This window comes from bacterium, from assembly GCA_040753085.1.
Lineage (GTDB): Bacteria > UBA9089 > JASEGY01 > JASEGY01 > JASEGY01 > JASEGY01.
Genome location: JBFMHI010000020.1, coordinates 6,477 through 28,576, shown reverse-complemented (window position 1 = coordinate 28,576; position 22,100 = coordinate 6,477). Strand labels below are relative to the sequence as shown.

The window sequence follows — 22,100 nt, the reverse complement described above, 5'->3', positions numbered from 1 at the left end:
GCGTTAGAACTCTCGACTGGCCGCGGTTTCGTGGGCGTTTTTGGCAACGCAATTATCATGAGCACATTATCCGCTCTCTCTACTACCTCCTCTTCCCTTACGACAAAAAAGGACTGAACGGTTACAAGTAAACTATATACGTTCTTCTCGAGAGTTAAAAGTTCTTGCGTACTTTAGAGCCTAACCCATTCAAAATAGGGCACTTATCCTGGAGGGAGACCGGCTGTGCAAAAGTCAACAATAGTAATGGCTTACGGAGAACCTTTAACTGTCGAGCGTTCTTGAATAGTCGGAAGAAAATAGAATTTCGCACTCCAAGAGGTGCGGAATGTAGGATGTATAAGACTATAGAAGGTATTTACGAAAATGAAGAGGTAAAGATTTTTGAGTCGGTATTAGTATCAAAACCTGTTAAGGTATTGGTGACTTTCATTGACCCTGTTCCCTCTGAAGAAAAGCAATTAAGTCCAACAGAAATTGTGGCCTTAGCAAAAGAACGCGCCCAGAATTTGAAAAAAATGGGTGTCTCACGAGAAGCTATTTTCACTCATTTAGAGACACTTATCGAAGAAATTAGACAGGATGCAATACGCCGTGGAGTCGCCTTGAATGAAGCAGAAATTACCGAATAATAATCCTGTGTTGATCAGAGCAGTGTTTGACACCAATGTATTTGTAGCCTCTGCTTTGTCGAAAAATGACAGAAGTCCAAGCAAAGAACTCATTTCAAAGGTGATGGTGTCTAAATCAAATAAATAGGAAACGTAAATATGGGAGAATTTAAGAAAAAGGCGATCCAGATGGTTCTGGTCATAGGCATGTTTCTTGTCCTGACACCGGTTCTGGCTGAGGCCATCATTGGGGTGAGGGTGGAGGCCCCGGCTACGGTAAACTTGGGCGATACCTTTACCGCCAGGGTGAAGATAGATGAAGCGGGTGATTCGGTAGTTGATTTGATCAAGGTCAGGTTTAAATTGGTCTTTGATCCGGCGGTGCTTCAGGTGGTCTCATCCGACACTAATTATGTCAGGGCCGGAAGCCTGATAACGGGGGTAGGTCATTACTACGATGTGGCCATGTCTAATTACGATAATGGGGCCGGTTGGATGCTGGCCTTAATTAAATGTTCAGCTACACCATGTACCATGCCGGTAACAGGCACAGGCCCCTTAGCTGAAGTAGATTTTAAAGTCATCGGCACCCCCCAGAGCGACATAAAACTTTCCCCCCCTCCCGGCACCTCCAAGATTATAGATTTAGGAGATAGTTCCGGCCAGTCCATTATACCTGGCGCTGTATTTGATGCCACGGTTTCCATCTGCATACCTCCGTCGGCTGACTTTACGGTCAGTGATACTACTCCCTGTCCTTCTGAGTCAATCAACTTCACCGATAGCTCCAGTGGCACTAATATCACTGCCTGGTTATGGGACCTTGATGGTGATGGAAACCCAGACACCACGGTTCAAAATCCGTCCTATGCTTATTCTGCCTCAGGGACATATACGGTAACCCTTACGGTGACTGGAGACTGTGGCACCGACAGCGAAACCAAGGCCAACTATATCACGGTAATCCCTTCTCCCTCGGCTGATTTTACCGCCGACGATACCACCCCCTGTGTTGGCTCAGCCGTCAGCTTCACTGACCATTCTACCGGCGCTATTTCCTGGTCGTGGGACTTTGATGGTAATGGAACTTCGGACACCACGGTTCAGAACCCTGCCTACGCTTACCCGGCGGCAGGCAACTATACCGTGATTCTAACCGTGACAGGGTCTTGCACCAGCGATTCCGAGACAAAGAATAACTACATCACCGTAGGGACAGCGCCGGTAGCTGGCTTTACGGCCAGCCCCACCACCCCCTGTGCGGGCTTTCCTGTTACCTTCACTGACCATTCTACCGGCTACATCACCTCCTGGTTATGGGAGTTCGGAGATGGGGATACCAGTGCGGCCCAGAGTCCATCTCATACTTACACTGATACCGGCCCTCACTCGGTAAGCCTAACTGTAACCGGAGATTGCGGCGTTGATACGGAAACAAAGACGGACTATATCAACGTAGTTTTAGCCCCTTTAGCCGACTTTACGGTCAACAATACCACCCCCTGTGTTAACGCCCCGGTCACCTTTACTGACCAGTCTACCGGTGACATTACTTCGCGGTTATGGGATTTCGGGGACGGAATAGGCGCCAGCACGGCTCAAAATCCATCTTATACCTACACCACCGCCGGCATCTACACGGTAAGCCTGACCGTGACCGGTCCCTGCGGGAGCAATACTAAAACAAAGACCAACTACATCACGGTCGGAATAAAGGCCGGTTTCTCGGCGAGCCCATTAACCGCCTGCGCCGGCTCAAGTGTGAATTTTACGGACACCTCTATCGGCACCATCACCGGCTGGTGGTGGGACTTTGGAGACGGCCAGACCAGCCCGGTTCAGAATCCAGGGCATACTTACACTGATAGCGGCACTTACACTGTTTCCTTGACGGTCACTAGCCCCTGCGGCTCTGATTCTGACACTAAAGCCGGTTACATCACCGTGGCGCCCAATGTGCCTATCACGGCTGACTTTACCGCCGACTCCACCAGCCCCTGTCTTACCCAGGCGGTTACCTTTACTGACAGCTCCACTGGCACGATCATTTCTTGGTCTTGGAACTTTGGAGATGGGGGGACCGGCTCGGATTCGAATCCATCTCACACCTACACTACGGTTGGTATCTATCCCGTTTCTCTGACCGTGGCCGGCCCATGTGGAAGCGATACCAAAACTAAGGCCAACTATATCACCGCCGGACTGAAGGCCGATTTCCGGGCGGATTCCACCAGCCTTTGCGCCGGCTCAACGGTGAGTTTTACCGAGGCCTCCACCGGAACCATTACCTCATGGCTATGGAATTTTGGGGATGGACAGACCAGCTCGGATTCGAATCCATTACATACTTACACCACGCTAGGCACATACTCAGTAAGTCTGAAGGTTACTGGTCCTTGCGGGAGTAATACCGAGACAAAGACTAATTATATCACCGTGGCGGCTCTTCCGGCGGCTGATTTTACGGTCAGCTCTACCAGTCCATGTGTAGGCTCAGCCCTTACCTTTACTGACACTTCCACGGGCAGTATCATCTCCTGGTGGTGGAATTTTGGAGACGGCCAGACCATCTCAGATTCGAATCCATTACATACCTACACCACGCCAGGCACCTACTCAGTAAGTCTAAATGTTACCGGCCCCTGCGGGAGCGATACCCAGACAAAGACCAACTATATTACGGTAATTGATACGCCGGCGGCTGATTTTACGGTCAGCTCTACGACGGCCTGTGCCGGTTCAGGTCTTGCCTTTACTGACACATCCACCGGCCGTATCACCTCCTGGTCCTGGGACTTTGGTGATGGGGGAACCAGCACCGCCCAACATCCGTCTCATACCTACTCTGCTGCCGGCACTTACACCGTAGCCCTGACCGTGACCGGTCCCTGCGGAAACAATACCAAAACCAAAACCGGCTATATTACGGTGGTCTCTTTGCCTACAGCTTCCTTTAAGGCCAGTCTCACCAGCTCGTGTGCCGGCTCAGAAATCGGCTTTACCGACAAGTCCGCCGGCAGTATCACTTCCTGGCGGTGGACCTTTGGGGATGGTGGCACCAGCACCGCCCAGCATCCGTCTCATATCTATTCTGCTGCCGGCACTTACACCGTAGTTCTGACCGTGACCGGCTCCTGCGGGAGTGATACCCAAACCAAAACCGATTATATTACGGTGGTTGCTCCTCCTTCAGCCGGATTTGTAGTTAGTTCCACCAGCCCCTGTGTTGGATCAGAGGTGATCTTTACTGACAATTCCACGGGCAGCATCACCTCCCGCTTATGGAATTTTGGGGATGGCCAGACCTCGACGACTCAAAATCCATCTCATACCTACCACACAGCGGGCGCCTACACCGTTAGTCTAACCGTAGCCGGGCCCTGTGGAACCGATACCGAAACCAAAACCAGCCATATCACGGTGGTGCCTTCCCCTACCGCCGACTTTACCGCCGGCAACACTACCCCATGTGTCGGATCAGAGGTGGCTTTTACTGATAGCTCTCTGGGGACCATTACCTCCTGGTGGTGGGACTTTGGGGATGGAGGCACCAGCACGGCTCAGCATCCGTCTCATACTTACACCACGGCTGACACCTACCCGGTAAGCCTGACCGTAACCGGTCCCTGCGGAAGCGACACTGAATCCAGGACCAATTTTATTACGGTCCTGGCCGGAGTAACCGCCGATTTTTCGGTCAATTTTACGGCTCCCTGCCTCGGTCAGTCCCTGGCTTTTACCGATCGCTCTCTGGGGACGGTTACTGCCTGGTTATGGGATTTTGGAGATGGAGACACCAGTCTGACCCGGAATCCATCTCATACTTACAGCGCCGCCGGCACCTACACCGTAAGCCTGACCGTAACCGGCCACTGTAACACCGACACCGAGACTAAAACCAATTACATCACGGTAAGCCCGACTCCTTCAGCCAGCTTTACCGTGGATGCCACCAACCCCTGTGTCGGATCAAGCATCGCCTTTACCGACCATTCCACAGGCAACATTACCTCCCGCTTATGGAATTTCGGGGATGGACAGACCAGTTCAACCCAGCATCCGTCTCATACTTACACGACGGCCGGCAGTTATACCGTAAGTCTGACGGTAACCGGCCCCTGTGGCGCTGATACCGAGACCAAGGCCAACTATATCACGGTGGTCTCCGCTGTCTTAGCCGACTTTATCGCCGACACTACCAGTCTATGTGCCGGATCGAGTGCCGCCTTTACCGATAATTCCACCGGCAGCATCACCTCCTGGGCATGGGACTTTGGGGATGGCAGCAGGGGCACAACGCCGCATCCGTCTCATATCTACACTACTGCCGCCCGTTATACCGTAAGTCTGACGGTAACCGGCGCCTGTGGAAGCGATACTAAGACCAAAACCAATTATATTACGGTCATGCCCTCTGTCTCGGCTGAGTTCACCCTTAGTTCCACTACTCCTTGCTCAGGATCGGGCCTCATCTTTACCGATAATTCTACCGGCGATATTATTTCCTGGTTCTGGAATTTTGGGGACGGCCAGAGCAGTCAAGAGCGGAATCCATCCCACACCTACACCTCTACCGCCACCTATCCTGTAACCTTGACCGTCACCGGCGCCTGTGGGACAAATACCAGGACGCAATATCTAACCGTAGATGCGGTTAAAGCTAACTTTACAGCCACGCCTACCAGTGGCTACCAACCTTTAGTGGTTACCTTTACCGATCTTTCGGCTGGCAACGTTACCGCTTGGTCCTGGGACTTCGGGGATGGTCAGACTTCAACCAGTCAGAATCCATTCCATACTTACACTGATCCCGGAACTTTTACCGTGAGTCTGACCGCCACCGGTCCCTGTGGCAGTGATACCCAAACCAGAACCGATTATATCAGCGTCACCATTCCCACCGGCCCCTCACCCCCGACCGATCTTACGGCTAAGGCTATGGCCACCGACCGGATTGAGCTTTCCTGGCAGGATAATTCGACCGATGAAATAGGCTTTAAGATAGAAAGAAAAAAGACAGGGGAAGCCTATCAGCAGATAGCCATAGCCGGGACTGATATAACCACTTATCTGGATGAGGGGCTTAGTCCTGAAACCACCTATTTCTACCGCATCAGGGCTTATAATCTTCTGGCTGATTCAGCTTACTCCAACGAGGCTTCCGCCGCCACCCTGGGATCGTTGAGAGTCCTGATCAATGCCCCGCCAACGGTGACCCAAGGAGATACCTTCAAGGTCGCCCTGCAAGTAACCTCGGTGATTGACTTGAAGTCCGTCTATTTTTCTCCGGATTTTGACCCTGACCTCTTTCGGTTTATCTCGGCGGCTCCAGGCGAGGCAATGGCGCTACTTAATTCCACCCTGACGGCTAATAGGTATCTCCTTATTCCCGATCCCGGCCGTTTCACGGGAAGCGGGGTCGTGGTAGAGATGGAATTTGAGGCCATTGGTTCTGCCCCGGCTGAGGGGGAAATCGGTCTGGCGGATCTTGACTTAGGCGATATCACCGGTCAGTTAATAGTAGTCCCGGAGCCCGTCATTCCGGCTCCCGTAAAGATTGAACCCCGGATTCTTGATATACCCGCTCCGCCTGACCACCTAAATCTGGAAGTTACCTCCACGAGCCGGATCTGGGTCTCATGGCGCGACAATTCCGATAATGAATCGGGGTTCGAGATATACCGGAAGGAACTTGACCACGGAGATTATCACTTGATCCACACTACCCCTGCCAATACGACCGGATATGAAGATACGGGGCTCTCTCCGGAGGCCATTTACTGCTACCAGGTGAGGGCCTCCAACAGCGATGGTAAATCAGACTGGTCAAAGGCGGTCTGTGCCTCTACCAGAGACGTGGCGCCCCAGGCCCCGGTCAACCTGACGGCCCGCCCGGTATCAAGCCACCAGATTGATTTGGGATGGACAGATAACTCGGATAATGAGAATGGCTTTAAGATCGAACGGCACAGTGAGGGCGGGGGGTTCTCTCTGATAGCTATGGTCCCGGCCAATCTGGTTTCATATCAGGATGATAGTCTTGATCCAGAGACCACCTATTACTACCGGGTCAGGGCCTATAACTTTGCGGGTGATTCTGACTATTCTAACCAGGCCCAGGCCACTACCCTTCCCCTGTTTATCCTGGAAGTTAAAGCGCCTGAGGCGGTCGCTCCCGGAACTGAATTTGAAGCTACTCTTGAGGTGAGCTGGGTGCAAGATTTAAAGACGGTATTCCTCATTGTAAATTATAATGCCAATATCCTCCAGCTCATCTCCCTTGAGGCCGGGGACATGATATCTTCGGCCCATCCGAGCCTTAATATCCTCAATAATCGCCTTCAGGCCGTGCTAAGAAATGAGGTCACCGGAGGTGGGGAGCTGGCCCGAATAAGGTTTAAGGCCATTGGCTATTCTGGAGGATCCAGTCAAATAGGACTTTCGGCTTATTTTCTGGGAGATTCTTCAGGCGAGGAGATAAGGCCTGATTCCATCCCCTCGGACCTGGTTTTTATCACTGGCCCGCTAATTTTGCCTCCAGGGCAGCTCGTAGCCTGGCCTGTATCCAGTGATCAGATCGAGATGACCTGGAGCGACCGCTCGGATAATGAGACCGGTTTTGAGATCGAGAGAAGGCCCGAAGGGGGAAGCTACTCCCGGATAGGCATTGTCCCGGCTAATACCGAGACTTACTCTGACCTTAGCGGCCTCAGCCCGAACACTACTTACTACTACCGGGTCAGGGCCTCCAATCCCCACGGCTCCTCAGACTATTCCAATGAAACCTGGGCGGCTACCTGGGATGTTCCACCCTCCCCCCCAACTAATTTGGCGGCCACAGTTTTAACCAGCAGTATGATCAATCTCACCTGGCAGGATAATTCCAATAACGAGACCGGTTTTAAGATCGAGAGGAAAAAGCAAGGGGAAGGCTACTTCCTGATAGGCGATGTTTCGGCCAATACCAGGACCTATACTGACTTTTGGGTTTTTGAACCGGATACTGTTTACTATTACCGCGTTAGGGCTTATAACCTTATGGGTTTTTCTGTTTATTCCAAGGAGGCTGTGGTTACCAGCCCGGATATACCACCCGCCCCTCCGGCTGACCTGAAGGCCGTGGCCTCATCCAGCCACTCCATTAATCTCACCTGGCAGGATAATTCTGATAATGAGACCGGTTTTAGAATCGAGAGAAAGGGCCGGGGAGAAACTTACGCCGAGATAGCCGCTGTCCCGGCCAATACCGAGACTTATTTTGACAGCGGCCTCAGCCCCAATGCTGCTTACTCCTACCGGGTGAGGGCCTATAATCAGATGGGAGATTCAGCCTATTCCAAAGAGGCGGCGGCCGCTACCTGGGATACTCCTCCCTCACCGCCTACTCACCTGAGGGCCACGGTCGTGGAAAGCGCTTCGGTCGATCTGGAGTGGCAGGATAATTCCGATAACGAGACCGGGTTTAAGATCGAAAAAAAGCCCAAAGGGGGAAGCTACTCCCTGATAGGAACTGTCCTGGCCACTACCGAGACCTATTCTGATTTGAATATTGAGCCGGGGGCTACTTCCTATTATCGGGTGAGGGCATATAATCAGTTCGGGGACTCAAGCTATTCTAATGAGGTAGAGGTAAACATTCCGGCCATGGGAACCGTCGTTAAGGTAGTGGCGCCGGCTGATGTCCAGGCGGGTGAGACCTTTGAGGTTTCCGTGGAGATTACCGAGATTGAGGACCTCAATACGGTTGAGTTCAACCTGGGCTTTGATCCACTTGTTTTTGAGGTATCAGGTCCGCCCCGTCCGGGGGATCTGACGGCTTCGGCCACGCCGATAGGGAACCTTTTGTCGCCTGGCAATTACAGGGTCGTAATGAACATCCCTGGACTGGATGGCGTAAATGGGGCTGGTTCTTTGGCTAAAGTAGACCTTAAATCCACTGGCACCTCTTCGACCACCAGCCAATTAGAACTATCAGGCTTTATGCTAACGAATACTTCAGACCAGGTTATCCCGGTTGATGCGGTCATCCTGGCCCGGGTTAATATAATTGGCATCATCTCTGCCCCGTATAATCTCCGGGTAGAGGCCAGGGCAAATAATCTTATCTATCTCTCCTGGGAGACCATTTCTGATGATAAGACCGGATTTAAAATCGAGAGGCAGATCAATACGGGCGATTATATCCAAATAACAGAATTACCGGCCACAGTAACCACTTATTTAGATTCTGAGGTCGAGCGTGAAAACACTTACTGTTATCGGGTCAGGGCCTACAATTTATATACGACCTCAGCCCCTTCAGATGAGGCCTGTGCGACGCCGGGTGACCTCTTGCCCGCAGCGCCGGATAATTTAGAAGCCGTGACCCTTTCAGGCGCTCAGATTCGGCTCGACTGGACAGACAATTCTGATAATGAACTTGGTTTTAAAGTAGAAAGACGTCAGGAGGGTGAGGCAGACTATTCTTTAGTAAAGATAATACCCACAGCCAACACTACTACTTATACCGACCCGGCCCTTGCCCCTAAGACTACTTACTATTACCGGGTTTGGGCCTACAACCTGGAGGGCATCTCTGGTTACTCCAATCCGGCTAAGGCCACTACCTTGGATATCCCTCCGGCCGCTCCCAGTAATATGAGGGGTTCAGAAATAACCAGCTCTTCTATCAGGCTGAGCTGGGATGATAACTCGGATAACGAGACAGGCTTCAGGATTGAACGAAGGACAGGCACGGCTGATGATTTTGATACCATCGCTCTGGTCAGGGCCGGGACAAAAATCTATCTTGACTCCGGCCTGGCGTCGGAGACAACTTATTGTTATCGTGTCTTGGCCTACAATGAAAGAGGGGACTCTTCTTATAATGAGGCCTGTTTGGTCACCAGGCTTTTTCCTCCCATTGATCCGGATAACCTGATGGCTGAGGCGGTCTCAAGCCGTCAGATCAACCTTGCCTGGCAGGATAATTCCCTGAATGAAGACGGCTTCAAGATCGAACGAAAGACAGGGATAACCGGAACCTGGAGCCAGATGGCCGTTGTCCCTCGTGATACAACTACCTACTCAGACACCGGTCTTTCTCCTGGCACCACCTATTATTACCGAGTCAAGGCCTGGAACGAGACCGGCGGTGATTCCTCTTACTCGAATTCTATCTCTGCGGCCACCCCGGAGCCTCCACCTCCCTCTCCCCTTAAGATTGCCTTCGCCTCAGGTGAAGACAACGAGTATGACATCTATCTCCTAAATGAGGATGGAAGCAGCCGAGTAGCGCTGGTCACTTCTCCAGGGATAGACTGGGAACCGAATATATCTCCTGATGGAAGCCGGCTTGTTTTCTCTTCTGACCGGGACGGTGATCTGGAAATATATCTCATAAATATTGACGGGACAGGACTCAGGCAGTTGACCCATAATACCACCCAGGATCGAGAGCCTTCATTTTTCCCGGATGGTGACCGGATCCTCTTTGTCTCTGAAGGGAAAATTTATGCGATGGATATTGATGGTGGAGTGGATCAACTCGTGACTCAAGAGATAGGAGGCGCTTCCCACCCCTGGGTATCCCCGGATGGCCATCAGATTGCCTTCTCTTCCAAAGGGGATATTTACACGATCGGGGCTGATGGCCTTGGCCTCAAGCAGGTGACCACTCATCCGGCCGATGACCAGCAGCCTTGCTTCTCACCCCAAGGTGACCGGATCGCCTTTTCCTCTAATAGTGATGGGGACTATGAAATATATACCATATCCCTTGACGGCGATGATCTTAAGCAAATAACCCACAACGGATTGGATGATGTCTCTCCTGCTTTTTCTCCTGACAAAAACTACTTCAAGATCGGCTTCTCCTCTTATCGGAATGGAAACTGGGATATTTACCTGGTAAATGGAGAGGAGAAACAATTAACCAGTGAGTCTCTCCGGGATATTCACCCATCCCTGGGAACAGGTTCGGTGCTTGTCGCCCCCACTGATCTTTCCCTTGAGACCATTTCCAGAACAAGGGTCTGCCTTGCCTGGCAGGATAATTCAAGAGAAGAAACTGGTTTTGTCATTAGACGGGTTCAGGATGGAGCTACGATTGAAACGACTGTATCTGCTAACGTTACAACCTATTGTGATTCCGATCTCCGGACCGATCTGAGCTATTGTTATCAGGTCAAGGCCAGGGGAGAGCAAGGTGATTCACCTTATTCCAACCAGGTCTGTTTCCCGCAGTGCTGTTTAACCCCTGAGCCGCCGGATGATTTGAAGTTTTCTTCACTTTCGGATACAGTGGCCGAGTTGTCCTGGAGAGATAACTCCCACTTTGAAACCGGCTTTGTCATTGAACGATGGAGAAAAAGCAGAATTGGCCCACTTGAGGATTACACTGAGCTGGCTCAGGTAGGCGCCGGGGTGACTACCTACCGGGATGAGGACATCCGGCTGAACAATTATTACTGTTACCGGATCAGGGCCATAAATGAGGTGGGGACATCCGATCCTTCTAATGAGATTTGCACCTGCTATCCACCTGCTTCCCCGACTAACCTTTCTGCCGGCATAGGCGTTGAGAGAGAAATCATCCTTACCTGGGCCGATAACTCAGATAATGAAACCGGCTTTGAGATCGAAAGGAAGGTCGATGGCCGCAGCTACTCCCGGATAGCTACTGTTTCGGCCAATACTACCACTTACACCGATACCCACCTAGAGCCTGACACTTACCGATATCGGATCAGGGCAGTCAATATCTGCGGGGATTCTAATTATTCAGAAAGTGAAGACGTAGAGATACCGACAGAGAAAGAAGCAGCCGTGGCTGTCTTTCCCAATCCTTTATACGTAGGAACAGGCGCCAATAGGATCACTTTCCAGGGAAGTCTTCTGACCAAAGGAGGCCGGATCAAGATTTACAGCCAGGCCGGCCAACTGATCAAAACCCTGGCTGGAGAAGGCGGCGATATTGTCTGGGAAGGGGTTGAAAATGAGGGAGGCAGGGAAGTTACCAGTGGTATCTACATCTACGTAATTGACAGTCCGAAGGGAACGATCAAAGGTAAGCTGTCTATAATTCGATAGCCTGCTAATTTTTCCGTAACCGTTCAGCCACCAAGGCACAAAGACACGAAGAGAAAATTATTTATGAATTTAGTCTCTTTGTGTCTTCGTGGTAAAAAGGAGTCTGGTTTTTAATCAATTTTAATGGGCTACTTATTAAAAAGTATGTGTCGTAGAGAACATTAGAGCAATAGAGCAGAAGTTCTGGAACTTTCAGAAAAGTCTTTAACTACTGCGCTACTGCTCTACTGCTCTATTTTTGTGTCTTAGTGTCTTTGTGGCTGACCACTTACATTTTTCCCTCAAGTTTTAGGCTGATTCTGCCGATATAGTAATTAGAAGGTAAAAGTTAGTTAAAGTAGTTTTCCTCCCTGTACTACTTTAAGTTAACTCGAAACTTCAATAGTATTTCTCATGTCTACATATTCCTCAAGGCTAAACTGAGGTAAAGCGCGGACCTCAGTTTAGCCTTTTTTTATGCCTTGTTTAAATCACCTTGACAGAAGATATATTTTGTGATATATATTATAATATGGCCTTTAGCCGCAACCAAACAATGTTCGATATTGCTTTCCTGATAGATATATTTGCGGTAAGAGGCGAAGAAAAAGACTTGCAGGTGGGTTTTGGGGAAAAATACAAAACTTATTGTTCACGTTTTTCGTTCAGAAGCGATAGTAAGAAAAATGATTAGTGAGAAATTCAGCTAACAAATCGCTGCACCTGACCGCTATTCCACGGCGCTCTATAGCGGCAGGTAAGCTTTGGCGTTAGCCATCAAGAGAAAAATTTAAACATACGAGGAGGATGAAAAATGGAAAAGGATGTTGAAATAAAGTTTGCTGATATTGGGGTTGAGGAAGAAGAAAAGTTTGCAGGGCAACATGTGGCTATAGTCGAGGGCAAGGTAGAGGGATGGGGAAGTAATGTCAAAGAAGCATTTGATATGGTCAAAAGAAAACTTCCTCAAAAAGGAAGTGAAGAGGTGTTGTTAAGGTTCATCCCACAGGAAGGGTTGTTGGTTTTATGAAAAGTTATATCTTCCACTATCGGAAGGAAAAGACTCAAGAAGGTGAGGTAGTCTATAGACCCGTAGCCTATGTGCATCTTAAAGGCAAGGATGGGAACTGGTATCTTTTTGACCCATATATCGACTCAGGTGCAGACCTTTGTTTGTTCACAAGATCAGACTGCAATCTCTTAGGATATGAATTGAAAGAGGGAAGGGAGAGGCTTATTGGGGGAGTTTCTGGAGGCTTAATAAGAACATACATCCATCAGGTTCTCTTGAGGATTGGGGAAATTGAACTTATGGCAAAAATTGCTTTTGCAGAGTTAGAGGAGGTTCCAAGACTACTTGGCAGAAATGATATTTTTAATCGCTTTCAGATAAACTTTGACGAGGAGGAACTAAGTATCCACTTTATTCCAAAGGAGAAAGGAGTAGAATAATATAGATCAAAGAAGATAGAGGTGGTGGGTAGCAATTTCTTAGAGATAGGGATAGCATCCAATAAAAGCCTAACGACTTAAGAATTCGTGTGGCGCGGTAAGCAAGAAGATGGTGCGGTGTACATCGGACGTAAGCCGCCACACAGTTCTGAGTTGAACTAAGCGCTTACCTTAATTATTTGAGATTTGAATCGAGGGTGCCAGTGGGGGTGAGACGTCTGATCAGAGATGGTGGCTGATGGTGGAAAGAGGAATTTATCGGGATGGTTCACTTTACTGTGAAAGCTTGCGGCTGAGAGGTAGGGTGGGCACCGCCCACCAAAAAGGCGTAGATGGCGAACAGATTGGTGGGTAATGCCCACCCTACTTCTGCGGAAGGTTAACCGCGCCTAAAGTTTCACAAGAAAATGGATGATTTTGAACCGTCCCAAAATGTTGGTATTCAAATTGTTTTTCCTACACCCATAGTTCACAAAGGGCGATGAAAATGCCCGATGGGTCATTCCTGCGAAAGCAGGAATCCAGATTTGTCTAAGTATGGATTCCCGCTGGAGTTTACCCCCGCGGAAGCAAGGGCGGGAATGACAAAAAAGAAACATTTTCAGGAGAAACTTTACCTACAAATATTAACTTGACAAGGCACTAGTATCTACTATCCAGCATCGAGCATCCAGCCTCGAGTATCGAGCATCTGTCTACAGGTGAAGATTGATGATCAGAGCAGGTATAATTGGCGCAACCGGATATGGGGGGAGAGAACTGATTCGGATCCTTAGCCGACACCCGGAGGTAGAAATTACCTCGCTAACGGCTAAATTGGATAACCCGGTTTCTATAAGCGAGGTCTTTCCTTACCTTAGGGGGAAGATCGACCTGACCTGCTACCCCTTTGAGGAAACAGCCGATATCCTCCCCCGCGTGGATGTCATTTTTTTGGCCCTTCCTCACCGTGTCTCTATGGAAATCGCGCCTGACTTTCTGGCCCAGGGCAAGAAGGTTATTGATCTCTCGGCTGATTTTCGCCTTAAGGAGCCTAAGGTCTACGAAGCGTGGTATAAAGTGACTCACCAGGCGCACCATCTGCTGGAAGAGGCAGTGTATGGGCTCCCTGAGCTATACAAGGAGAAGATTAAAACAGCCTGGCTGATAGCTAACCCGGGCTGTTATCCCACCAGTATCATCCTTGCCCTGGCCCCTTTAGTTCGGGAAGGACAAGATTTAGTCGAACTAAATGATATTATCATTGATTCCAAGACCGGTGTCTCCGGCGCCGGACGATCGCCCTCAATGACAGCCCACTTTCCGGAGATAAACGAGGATATGCTGGCCTACAAGGTAGCCGGACATCAGCATACCCCGGAGATAGAACAAGAGCTTTCTAATCTGGCCGGCAGAGCGATCAATATCACTTTTACACCGCATCTTATTCCGATTACGGCCGGGATTCTTTCAACGGGCTATCTCCGGTTACAGAAGAATAATAGTTGGGAAGAAGTCTCTCTTCTATATCAAGATTTTTACTCTGGCCAGCCCTTTATTCGGCTTCTGCCTGAGGGAACCTATCCGCGGGTAAAAAACGTAGTGGGAACTAACTACTGTGAGATTGGCTGGCAGATAGATAAACGCACCTCAAGGCTGATCGTCCTCTCGGCCATTGATAATCTGATCAAGGGCGCTTCAGGCCAGGCTGTTCAGAATATGAACCTGATGTTTGGATTCGATGAAGAGACCGGATTCAAGTAGGAGGATTTTCAGGTGAAAAAACAATCCGCCATCCCGGCTACCCACGAAGTGGGGGTGCTATCCGCAATGAAAAGTGTTACGGCCCCAAAAGGCTTTAGCGCCGCCGGGGTTAGCTGTGGGGTTAAAGCTAAGGGTAAAGACCTGGCCATCATCTATTCTGATGTCCCGGCCACAGCCGCGGCTGTCTTTACCCGCAATAAGGTCAAGGCCGCCCCTGTGCTGATCAGTGAAAAGCACATCCTGGACGGCCGGATTCAGGCAATAGTGGTCAACAGCGGTATTGCCAACTGCTGCACTGGGGAGCAGGGCCTTAAAGATGCCACTCGTATGGCAGAATTAACCGCGGTGGAGCTTAATATCCCTAAGACATCTGTTTTGGTGGCTTCAACCGGAAAGATCTGCCCCCTCCTGCCTATGGAAAAGATCGAGCCAGGGATAAAAGAGGCCGCCGCTAACCTGAGTAAAAATGGGGGTGGAGATGCAGCCCAAGCCATTATGACTACTGATACCAGAGCTAAAGAAGCGGCCCTGGAACTGGAACTCTTTGGGGGAAAGGTTACTTTGGGAGGGATAGCCAAAGGCGCCGGCATGATCCATCCGGGCCTGGCGACTATGCTGGCCTTCATTACCACGGATGCCTTGATCAGCCCCTCACTCTTAAAAAAGGCCCTTCTTCATTCCGTGGGGCGATCCTTTAATATGATTACCGTGGATGGTGTTATGAGCACCAATGATATGGTGGCTATCCTGGCCAATGGCCTGGCCTCAGAGCAAGGAGAGGAAATTACTTACCCCGGCAAAGAATTCGACCTCTTTCAAGCGGCCTTAGATGAACTCAGCATTGACCTGGCCAAACAGATTCCGGCTGATGGTGAAGGGGCCACAAAGTTGTTAGAGGTCAGGGTCAGGGGAGCACTAATCGAGGAAGATGCCAGACAATTCGCCTGGGCCGTAGCTGGGTCTAATTTAGTCAAGGCCGCCTTCTACGGGGGTGACCCTAATTTGGGGCGGATTATGGCCGCGCTGGGCCAAGCCGGCCAAGAAATGAACCCGGAAACGGTTGACGTTTACTTTAGCGACCAATTGATGCTCAGAAACAGTCAGGAAGTGGCCTTTGATCCAGCTAAGGTAGCCTCAATTATGGCACAGAGGGAGATCAAAATAGAGATCGATCTAAATCTTGGTCAGGCGAAGGCCACTGCCTGGGGATGCGACCTCTCACCCGAATATGTGCGGATCAATGCCCATTATCGGACTTGATTAAAATGGATAGTAACTATTCAGCCACTGATTATCACGGATTAGCACGGATAAAATAATTAGTAACTGTTCAGCCACCAAGGCACGAAGACACTTAAATAGAGCAGTAGAGCAGCAGAGCAGTAGTTAAAGATTTTTCTGAAAGTCTCAGAACTGCTGTTCTATTGTTCTAATGTTCTCTACGACACATACCTTTTTCCCCTTCGTGTCTTCGTGCCTTGGTGGCTAAACGGTTACGATAAGGCTTATGGATGGCCACCAGAAAATGGGCAAACTAACGAGGGACATTAGCCATTGACAAAGGTAAATAAAGATGAATCTATCGCGAGTTAAGAGATTAGTTGATCTGATGGAAAAGACGGGGCTTCTCGAATTGGAAGTAGATGAAGAGGAGTTCAGGGTTAAGGTCAAGAGAAGCGGGACTAAACCCGGACCCGAAGCCCCTTCTGCCTCAGCTAAAGAGACCACCCCATTTCAGAGATCGGAAGAATTCTTTGAGATTCTTTCTCCTATGGTGGGCACCTTTAGACATAGCCCCAATCAGGATATACCACCTTATGTGAAAATAGGCGACCAAGTCAGGCCTGGTCAGCCTATCTGTATTATTGAGGCGATGAAGGTGATGAATGAGGTCAAAGCAGAGGGAGAAGGAGAAATTATTGATATTATGGTCGAAGACGGGCATCCGGTGGAATATGGGCAGCCCTTATTTTTAATCGAGAAAAAATCTGGCAGGGGGGAGGCAAGCCAAATTTACACAACTACCTGAAAATATAAGAAATTCTTAGGCAAAAACCTTTGACAATACGCTTCATCAAGGAAGGAGGATTCAATGGCCATCTCATTGATAAAGGAAGAAGAAGAACACATCCTAAAGGTGCTGCCACTGCTTTTAAAAAAAGACGAGCATTTTCGGCGTGAGGTAGCGGTGGTCTTGAGTGAGGTCTTTGTCACCAAAAATGAACTGGGACAAGTTTTAGAAGAGATTCGACGGTTGCGGGAGGAAAGCAATTACCGGTTGGAAAAACTCGAGCAACGGTTGGAGGAACAAGGCGCGCGGTTGGAGGAACAAGGCGCGCGGTTGGAGGAACAAGGCGCGCGGTTGGAGGAACAAGGCCTCCAATTGAAGGAACAAGGCGCCCAGTTGAAGGAACAAGGCGCCCAGTTGAAGGAACAAGGCGTCCAGTTGAAGGAACAAGGCGTCCAGTTGAAAGAACAAGGCCTCCACTTGAAGGAACAAGGCGTCCAGTTGATAGAACAAGGCGCGCGGTTGAAGGAACAAGGCGCTGCCATAATCTCCCTTACCAAAGCGGTCGAAGAAAATAGTAAAACTGTAGCCCTGGTGGCCAGAGCAGTGGAAGAAAATAGGACAGCGGTAGAGAAGTTGGGAATAAATGTCAGAACCTTAGGCACCAGATGGGGGACAGAAGCAGAAGCCACTATTAGACACACCCTGAGGGAACTTCTCTTAAAAAAACTCGATGTGGTAGAGGTATCTGAGTGGAAGATTAAAGACAAGCAAGGCAAGGTTGGCCGCCCGAATTCAAATATTCAGGTAGACCTTTTGATTCGTAATGGCGAACACCTCCTGGCGGAAATAAAATCTTCGGCTGATGAGGCCCATGTAGAGCGACTTTATAAGATAGGTGAATTTTACACCGAAAAGGTAGGTGTAAGGCCTAAGCTTTTGTTTGTAGCTGTAACAATGAAGGAAGAAGGAGAATTACTTTGTAAGGAGCTTGGAATTCAGCTTATCACCTATGACGAACTGGCGGGGTAATCGGGTATAGGGCGAACAATTACTGGGAGATATTGGGATGTTCAAGAAGATATTAATTGCCAACCGTGGGGAGGTAGCTTTAAGAGTAATTCGGGCCGCTAAGGAATTTGGGCTGGCCACGGTGGCTGTTTATTCCCAGGCTGATGCTGAGTCTTTACATGTCCGGTTTGCCGATGAGGCCATCTGCATTGGTCCCCCTAAGGCGACTTCGAGCTATCTTTCCATGTCGCAGATTATTGCGGCGGCCGAAGTAACCGGGGCTGAGGCCATACATCCCGGTTCCGGCTTTCTGGCGGAGAATCCCACCTTCGCTGAAATATGTGAGGAGCACCACTTTCGATTCATCGGCCCTGCGCCTGAGGCAATCAGGACTATGGGAGACAAGGCCGAAGCCAGAAAGATTGCGGTTTCAGCCGGCGTGCCCATTATCCCGGGATGTGAAAATCCTATCTCATCCGAAAAGGAAGCCCTTGAGATAGCCGAGAAGGTGGGCTATCCGGTGCTGTTGAAGGCGGTAGCTGGTGGAGGAGGCAAGGGAATGAGGGTGGTGGAGGAAGACCGTCAAATGAGAGAGAGCTTGGCTATGGCTCAAGCTGAGGCCCAAGCCGCCTTTGCTAATCCCCAACTTTATCTGGAGCGCTACATTGCCAAGCCCCGGCATATTGAAGTCCAGATTCTGGCTGATTCCTTGGGGAATATGGTGCATTTGGGAGAGCGAGAATGCTCCATCCAATTTCGACATCAAAAACTGCTCGAAGAAACCCCATCTCCCATAGTTGACCCAAAACTTCGTAAGGAATTAGGCGAGGCTGCCTTGAGACTGGCTAAGGTCGTAAATTATTCCAATGCCGGCACGGTCGAATTTATCCTTGATAAAGAAGGGAAGTTCTATTTTATCGAGATGAATACCCGTATTCAGGTTGAACATCCCATTACCGAGGTAACCACTAATATCGACCTGATAAAGGAACAAATCAGACTCTCGGCTGGTGAAAACTTAGGCTATACTCAGAAAGACATAAAGTTTTCAGGACACGCCATTGAATGTCGGATAAATGCCGCTGATCCGAAAAAAAATCTCGCCCCTTCTCCGGGCAAGATAACTGATCTTCATCTCCCGGCCGGCCCGGGGGTGCGAATTGACAGCCATATCTATTCAGGCTATTCCATTCCGCTTGAATATGACTCTCTTTTAGCTAAATTAATTGTTTGCGGTAAAGATCGAACGGAGGCTATCGCCCGTATGTCCCGTGCCCTGAATGAGTGCGTCATCGAGGGAATAGCCACCACCGTTCCCCTCCATCTCCAAATAATGGAGGATAAGGACTTCAGAGAAGGGGTATTTGATACCCACTTTTTGGAAAGGTATGTTTAGCAGCTACTTAAGGTTATCAGTAATCAATACCGATCGCCGATTACCTGATTACTTGTAAACATTCAGTCACTAAGGCACAAACTCGATGCTCGATGCTCGATGCTGGATGCTCGATACTCGATGCTCGATACTCGATGCTTGATGCTGGATGCTCAATGATGGTAAAGGATCGAGTATCGAGGATTGTTTGATGGCGCGGGAGGCGGCGCTATGATTGAAGGAGTGAAGACAAAAAGACTGAAGGCTATCCCTGATGAACGGGGACGGTTAATGGAAATCCTTCGGGCTGATGATGATTTCTTTATCCGCTTTGGGCAGGTCTATTTGACGACCATCTATCCCGGCGCAGTTAAGGCCTGGCATTATCACAAGAAACAGATTGACCATCTCACCGTGATCGCTGGTATGGCCAAGCTGGTTCTTTACGATCCGCGCCAGGATTCCTCCACCTGTAATCAAGTGATGGAATTATTTGTCGGGGATTATAATCCGCTCCTTGTTCAGATTCCCAATATGGTCTATCATGGGTTCAAGGGAATGGGGTTAGAGGAGACTCTTATTCTAAACTGTCCGACCGAGGTTTACCACCATGATCAGCCGGATGAGTATCGGGTTGATCCTTATCAGAATGACATCCCTTACGACTGGGCACGTAAAGATGGGTGAAGAGTATCTTCTCAATATTTGGGGGTCACAGACACCAGAAGTCTTCAAGCCGCCTGGTGTCTTTAGCGCCTATTCCAAAACCCACCAAGTTCCCCTGGCTTACTGAGAAGATCCAGTGAAGAGGCTGAAGAATAATGCGTAAGAATGGAAGTCCTATATTTCTTTTAATAACCGATATTGTTTTAATCAGTATAGCCCTTATGTTGGCCTTTCTGATTCGATCTGAGTGGACTACTGGTTTCTATTTTCAATATGCTAAGATTCTCCCCTTCGCCATCTTTATTCGGTTGGCTATGTTTCGCTTTTTTGGGCTTTATCAGGGGATCTGGCGTTATACTGGAGTAACCGAATTCTTCTCGGTGTTTAAGGCTGTCTCTCTTGGTTCGGGGATCATCATTACCCTGACGCTATTTCTTGAAAAGAACACCGGCTACTTTCTTTCGCTGCTTACCATTGATTGGATGTTAGATATTGGTTTCATTAGCGGTTCTCGTTTTATGCCCAGGCTTATGGCTCAATTCAGGAAAAGCTCTTATATCCCCAGGGCCAAGGTTTTGATCATTGGGGCGGGAGATGCCGGAGAAATGGTAGCCAAAGAGATAATTAAACATCCGGAGTTGGCCTATAAGGTGGTTGGTTTCATTGACGACGATCCTCAAAAGCTGGGCAAGTATATCCATAATTTTAAAGTCCTGGGGGCCAGAGACGATATCGTTGATATTGCCCGAAGGGAACTGATTGATAAGGTCATTATCGCCATCCCTTCAGCTCCTGGCCAGGTTATTCGGGATATAGTCGCCCACTGTGAAAAGATAAAAGTCAAATTTGAGATCGTCCCCGGGGTTTATGAGATCATCACGGGAGATGTGAGTATTAACCAGATCAGGGAGGTTAAGCCGGAAGACCTGTTAGGTCGGGAGACGGTTCATCTTGACCTGGCTGAAATCTCTTCATATATTTGGGGTAAGCGGGTATTAGTTACCGGCGCCGGAGGGTCAATCGGAGGTGAGTTGTGCCGTCAGATAGCCAGGTTTACCCCTTCTCAGTTAATCCTTCTCGATCATAATGAAAATGGGGTCTATTATGTAAAGATGGACCTGAATAAAGAAAGTCCTTTGCTTAATTCTGTTACCCTTATCGCCGATATCAAGGACAAGGCGCGGATAAATGATATCTTCGCTGAGTATAGGCCGGAGACTGTCTTTCACGCCGCGGCTCATAAACATGTGCCTATGATGGAGATGAATCCTGTCGAGGCGGTCAAGAATAATGTCGGCGGAACCAAAAATCTGATGGAGGCTGCCATTAGATGTGGAACCGAGAGGTTCCTCCTGATCTCTACTGACAAGGCGGTTAATCCGACCAGTATTATGGGGGCCTCCAAACGAGTGGCTGAACTTCTGATGCAGCTTTATACCATGGATAGTGCGACCAGCTTTGCCGCGGTCAGGTTTGGAAATGTTTTGGGCAGCGAAGGGAGTGTAGTCCCCCTCTTCAAGAGACAGATCGCTGAAAAGGGGCCGGTTACGGTTACCCACCCTGATGCTGCCCGTTATTTTATGACCATCCCCGAGGCGGTCAGTCTTATTATCCAGGCCTTGAACCTGGGTGGAGAAGGCGAGATATTCCTTCTTGACATGGGGCAGCCGATTAGGATAGTCGATCTGGCCCGAGACCTGATCACCCTGTCCGGCTTTGAACCCGACCGTGAGATCAAGATCGAGTTTACCGGCCTACGGCCAGGGGAGAAACTTTTTGAGGAACTACTCACGGCTACGGAAAGAACAACCGCCACTAAATACCAACGGATATTTAAAGCTACCCCGGACCGGGTTGACCGAGTGCTTCTCAAGAGAGATATTCAGGAATTGATTGAACTGGCCGAGCAGGGGGAAGCCAAAAAGACCATAGCTAAATTGAAGGAAATTGTCCCCAACTATCAGCCCCGTAGACAGAAACTTCCCGCCGAAAGTTCACGCCTGTAGCTTGTGGGTTTTAGGTCTTAGTCCAACCCGGCGTAAGTTCCTGGCCGGTGAACCCTTGAATCCTCGAACCCGGCTGAAACCGCCCAGGAACTTTCGCCGAGCTGTATAGGTTAGAGTATTACCCCGCCACATTGGCGTGGGGGGGGGACCCGACAAAACCCACAATGGCGGGGAATAAA

At 49.5% G+C, this 22,100-nt stretch carries 12 protein-coding genes; 11 read left to right on the top strand and 1 reads right to left on the bottom strand.

Annotation, left to right across the window (positions count from 1 at the left end; genetic code table 11):
- Positions 1–335: 335 nt before the first annotated feature.
- The 4 genes from AB1797_04100 (at position 336) to AB1797_04085 (ending at position 13,112) form a co-directional block, all read left to right on the top strand.
- Positions 336–632: a hypothetical protein gene (locus AB1797_04100; GenBank protein MEW5766795.1), complete on the top strand. Its 297-nt coding sequence runs from the start codon at positions 336–338 to the stop codon at positions 630–632.
- 138 nt (positions 633–770) lie between these two features.
- Positions 771–11,681 carry a PKD domain-containing protein gene (locus AB1797_04095; GenBank protein ID MEW5766794.1) on the top strand — a complete coding sequence of 3,637 codons (10,911 nt, stop codon included), beginning with the start codon at positions 771–773 and terminating at the stop codon, positions 11,679–11,681.
- Positions 11,682–12,474: 793 nt separating this feature from the next.
- Positions 12,475–12,690: a DUF5678 domain-containing protein gene (locus tag AB1797_04090; protein ID MEW5766793.1), complete on the top strand. Its 216-nt coding sequence runs from the start codon at positions 12,475–12,477 to the stop codon at positions 12,688–12,690.
- Positions 12,687–13,112 carry a hypothetical protein gene (locus AB1797_04085; protein MEW5766792.1) on the top strand — a complete coding sequence of 142 codons (426 nt, stop codon included), beginning with the start codon at positions 12,687–12,689 and terminating at the stop codon, positions 13,110–13,112. Before AB1797_04090 ends, AB1797_04085 begins: the two co-directional genes overlap by 4 nt.
- A 642-nt stretch (positions 13,113–13,754) precedes the next feature.
- On the opposite strand, the gene AB1797_04080 is transcribed toward AB1797_04085, so the two are convergent.
- Entirely contained in the window at positions 13,755–13,895 is a 141-nt protein-coding gene (locus AB1797_04080) for a hypothetical protein (GenBank protein ID MEW5766791.1), read from the bottom strand.
- Here AB1797_04080 and argC point away from each other — a divergent pair.
- The 7 genes from argC to AB1797_04045 all read left to right on the top strand — a co-directional run bounded on the left by argC (position 13,839) and on the right by AB1797_04045 (position 21,921).
- Positions 13,839–14,855, top strand: a complete 1,017-nt coding sequence (gene argC / locus AB1797_04075; protein MEW5766790.1) for an N-acetyl-gamma-glutamyl-phosphate reductase — start codon at positions 13,839–13,841, stop codon at positions 14,853–14,855. The genes AB1797_04080 and argC overlap by 57 nt on opposite strands.
- 12 nt (positions 14,856–14,867) lie before the next feature.
- Positions 14,868–16,115 carry a bifunctional glutamate N-acetyltransferase/amino-acid acetyltransferase ArgJ gene (argJ, locus tag AB1797_04070; protein MEW5766789.1) on the top strand — a complete coding sequence of 416 codons (1,248 nt, stop codon included), beginning with the start codon at positions 14,868–14,870 and terminating at the stop codon, positions 16,113–16,115.
- Between the two features lie 313 nt (positions 16,116–16,428).
- Complete coding sequence (locus AB1797_04065; protein MEW5766788.1) at positions 16,429–16,884, top strand: biotin/lipoyl-containing protein; 456 nt, start codon at positions 16,429–16,431, stop codon at positions 16,882–16,884.
- A gap of 63 nt (positions 16,885–16,947) precedes the next feature.
- Positions 16,948–17,895: a DUF3782 domain-containing protein gene (locus AB1797_04060; GenBank protein MEW5766787.1), complete on the top strand. Its 948-nt coding sequence runs from the start codon at positions 16,948–16,950 to the stop codon at positions 17,893–17,895.
- Between the two features lie 37 nt (positions 17,896–17,932).
- Positions 17,933–19,270: an acetyl-CoA carboxylase biotin carboxylase subunit gene (accC, locus tag AB1797_04055; protein MEW5766786.1), complete on the top strand. Its 1,338-nt coding sequence runs from the start codon at positions 17,933–17,935 to the stop codon at positions 19,268–19,270.
- A 210-nt stretch (positions 19,271–19,480) separates the two neighbouring features.
- Positions 19,481–19,936: a dTDP-4-dehydrorhamnose 3,5-epimerase family protein gene (locus AB1797_04050; GenBank protein MEW5766785.1), complete on the top strand. Its 456-nt coding sequence runs from the start codon at positions 19,481–19,483 to the stop codon at positions 19,934–19,936.
- A gap of 134 nt (positions 19,937–20,070) precedes the next feature.
- Positions 20,071–21,921, top strand: coding sequence for a nucleoside-diphosphate sugar epimerase/dehydratase (locus AB1797_04045; protein MEW5766784.1), 1,851 nt, complete (start codon positions 20,071–20,073; stop codon positions 21,919–21,921).
- The last annotated feature ends 179 nt before the right edge of the window (positions 21,922–22,100 follow it).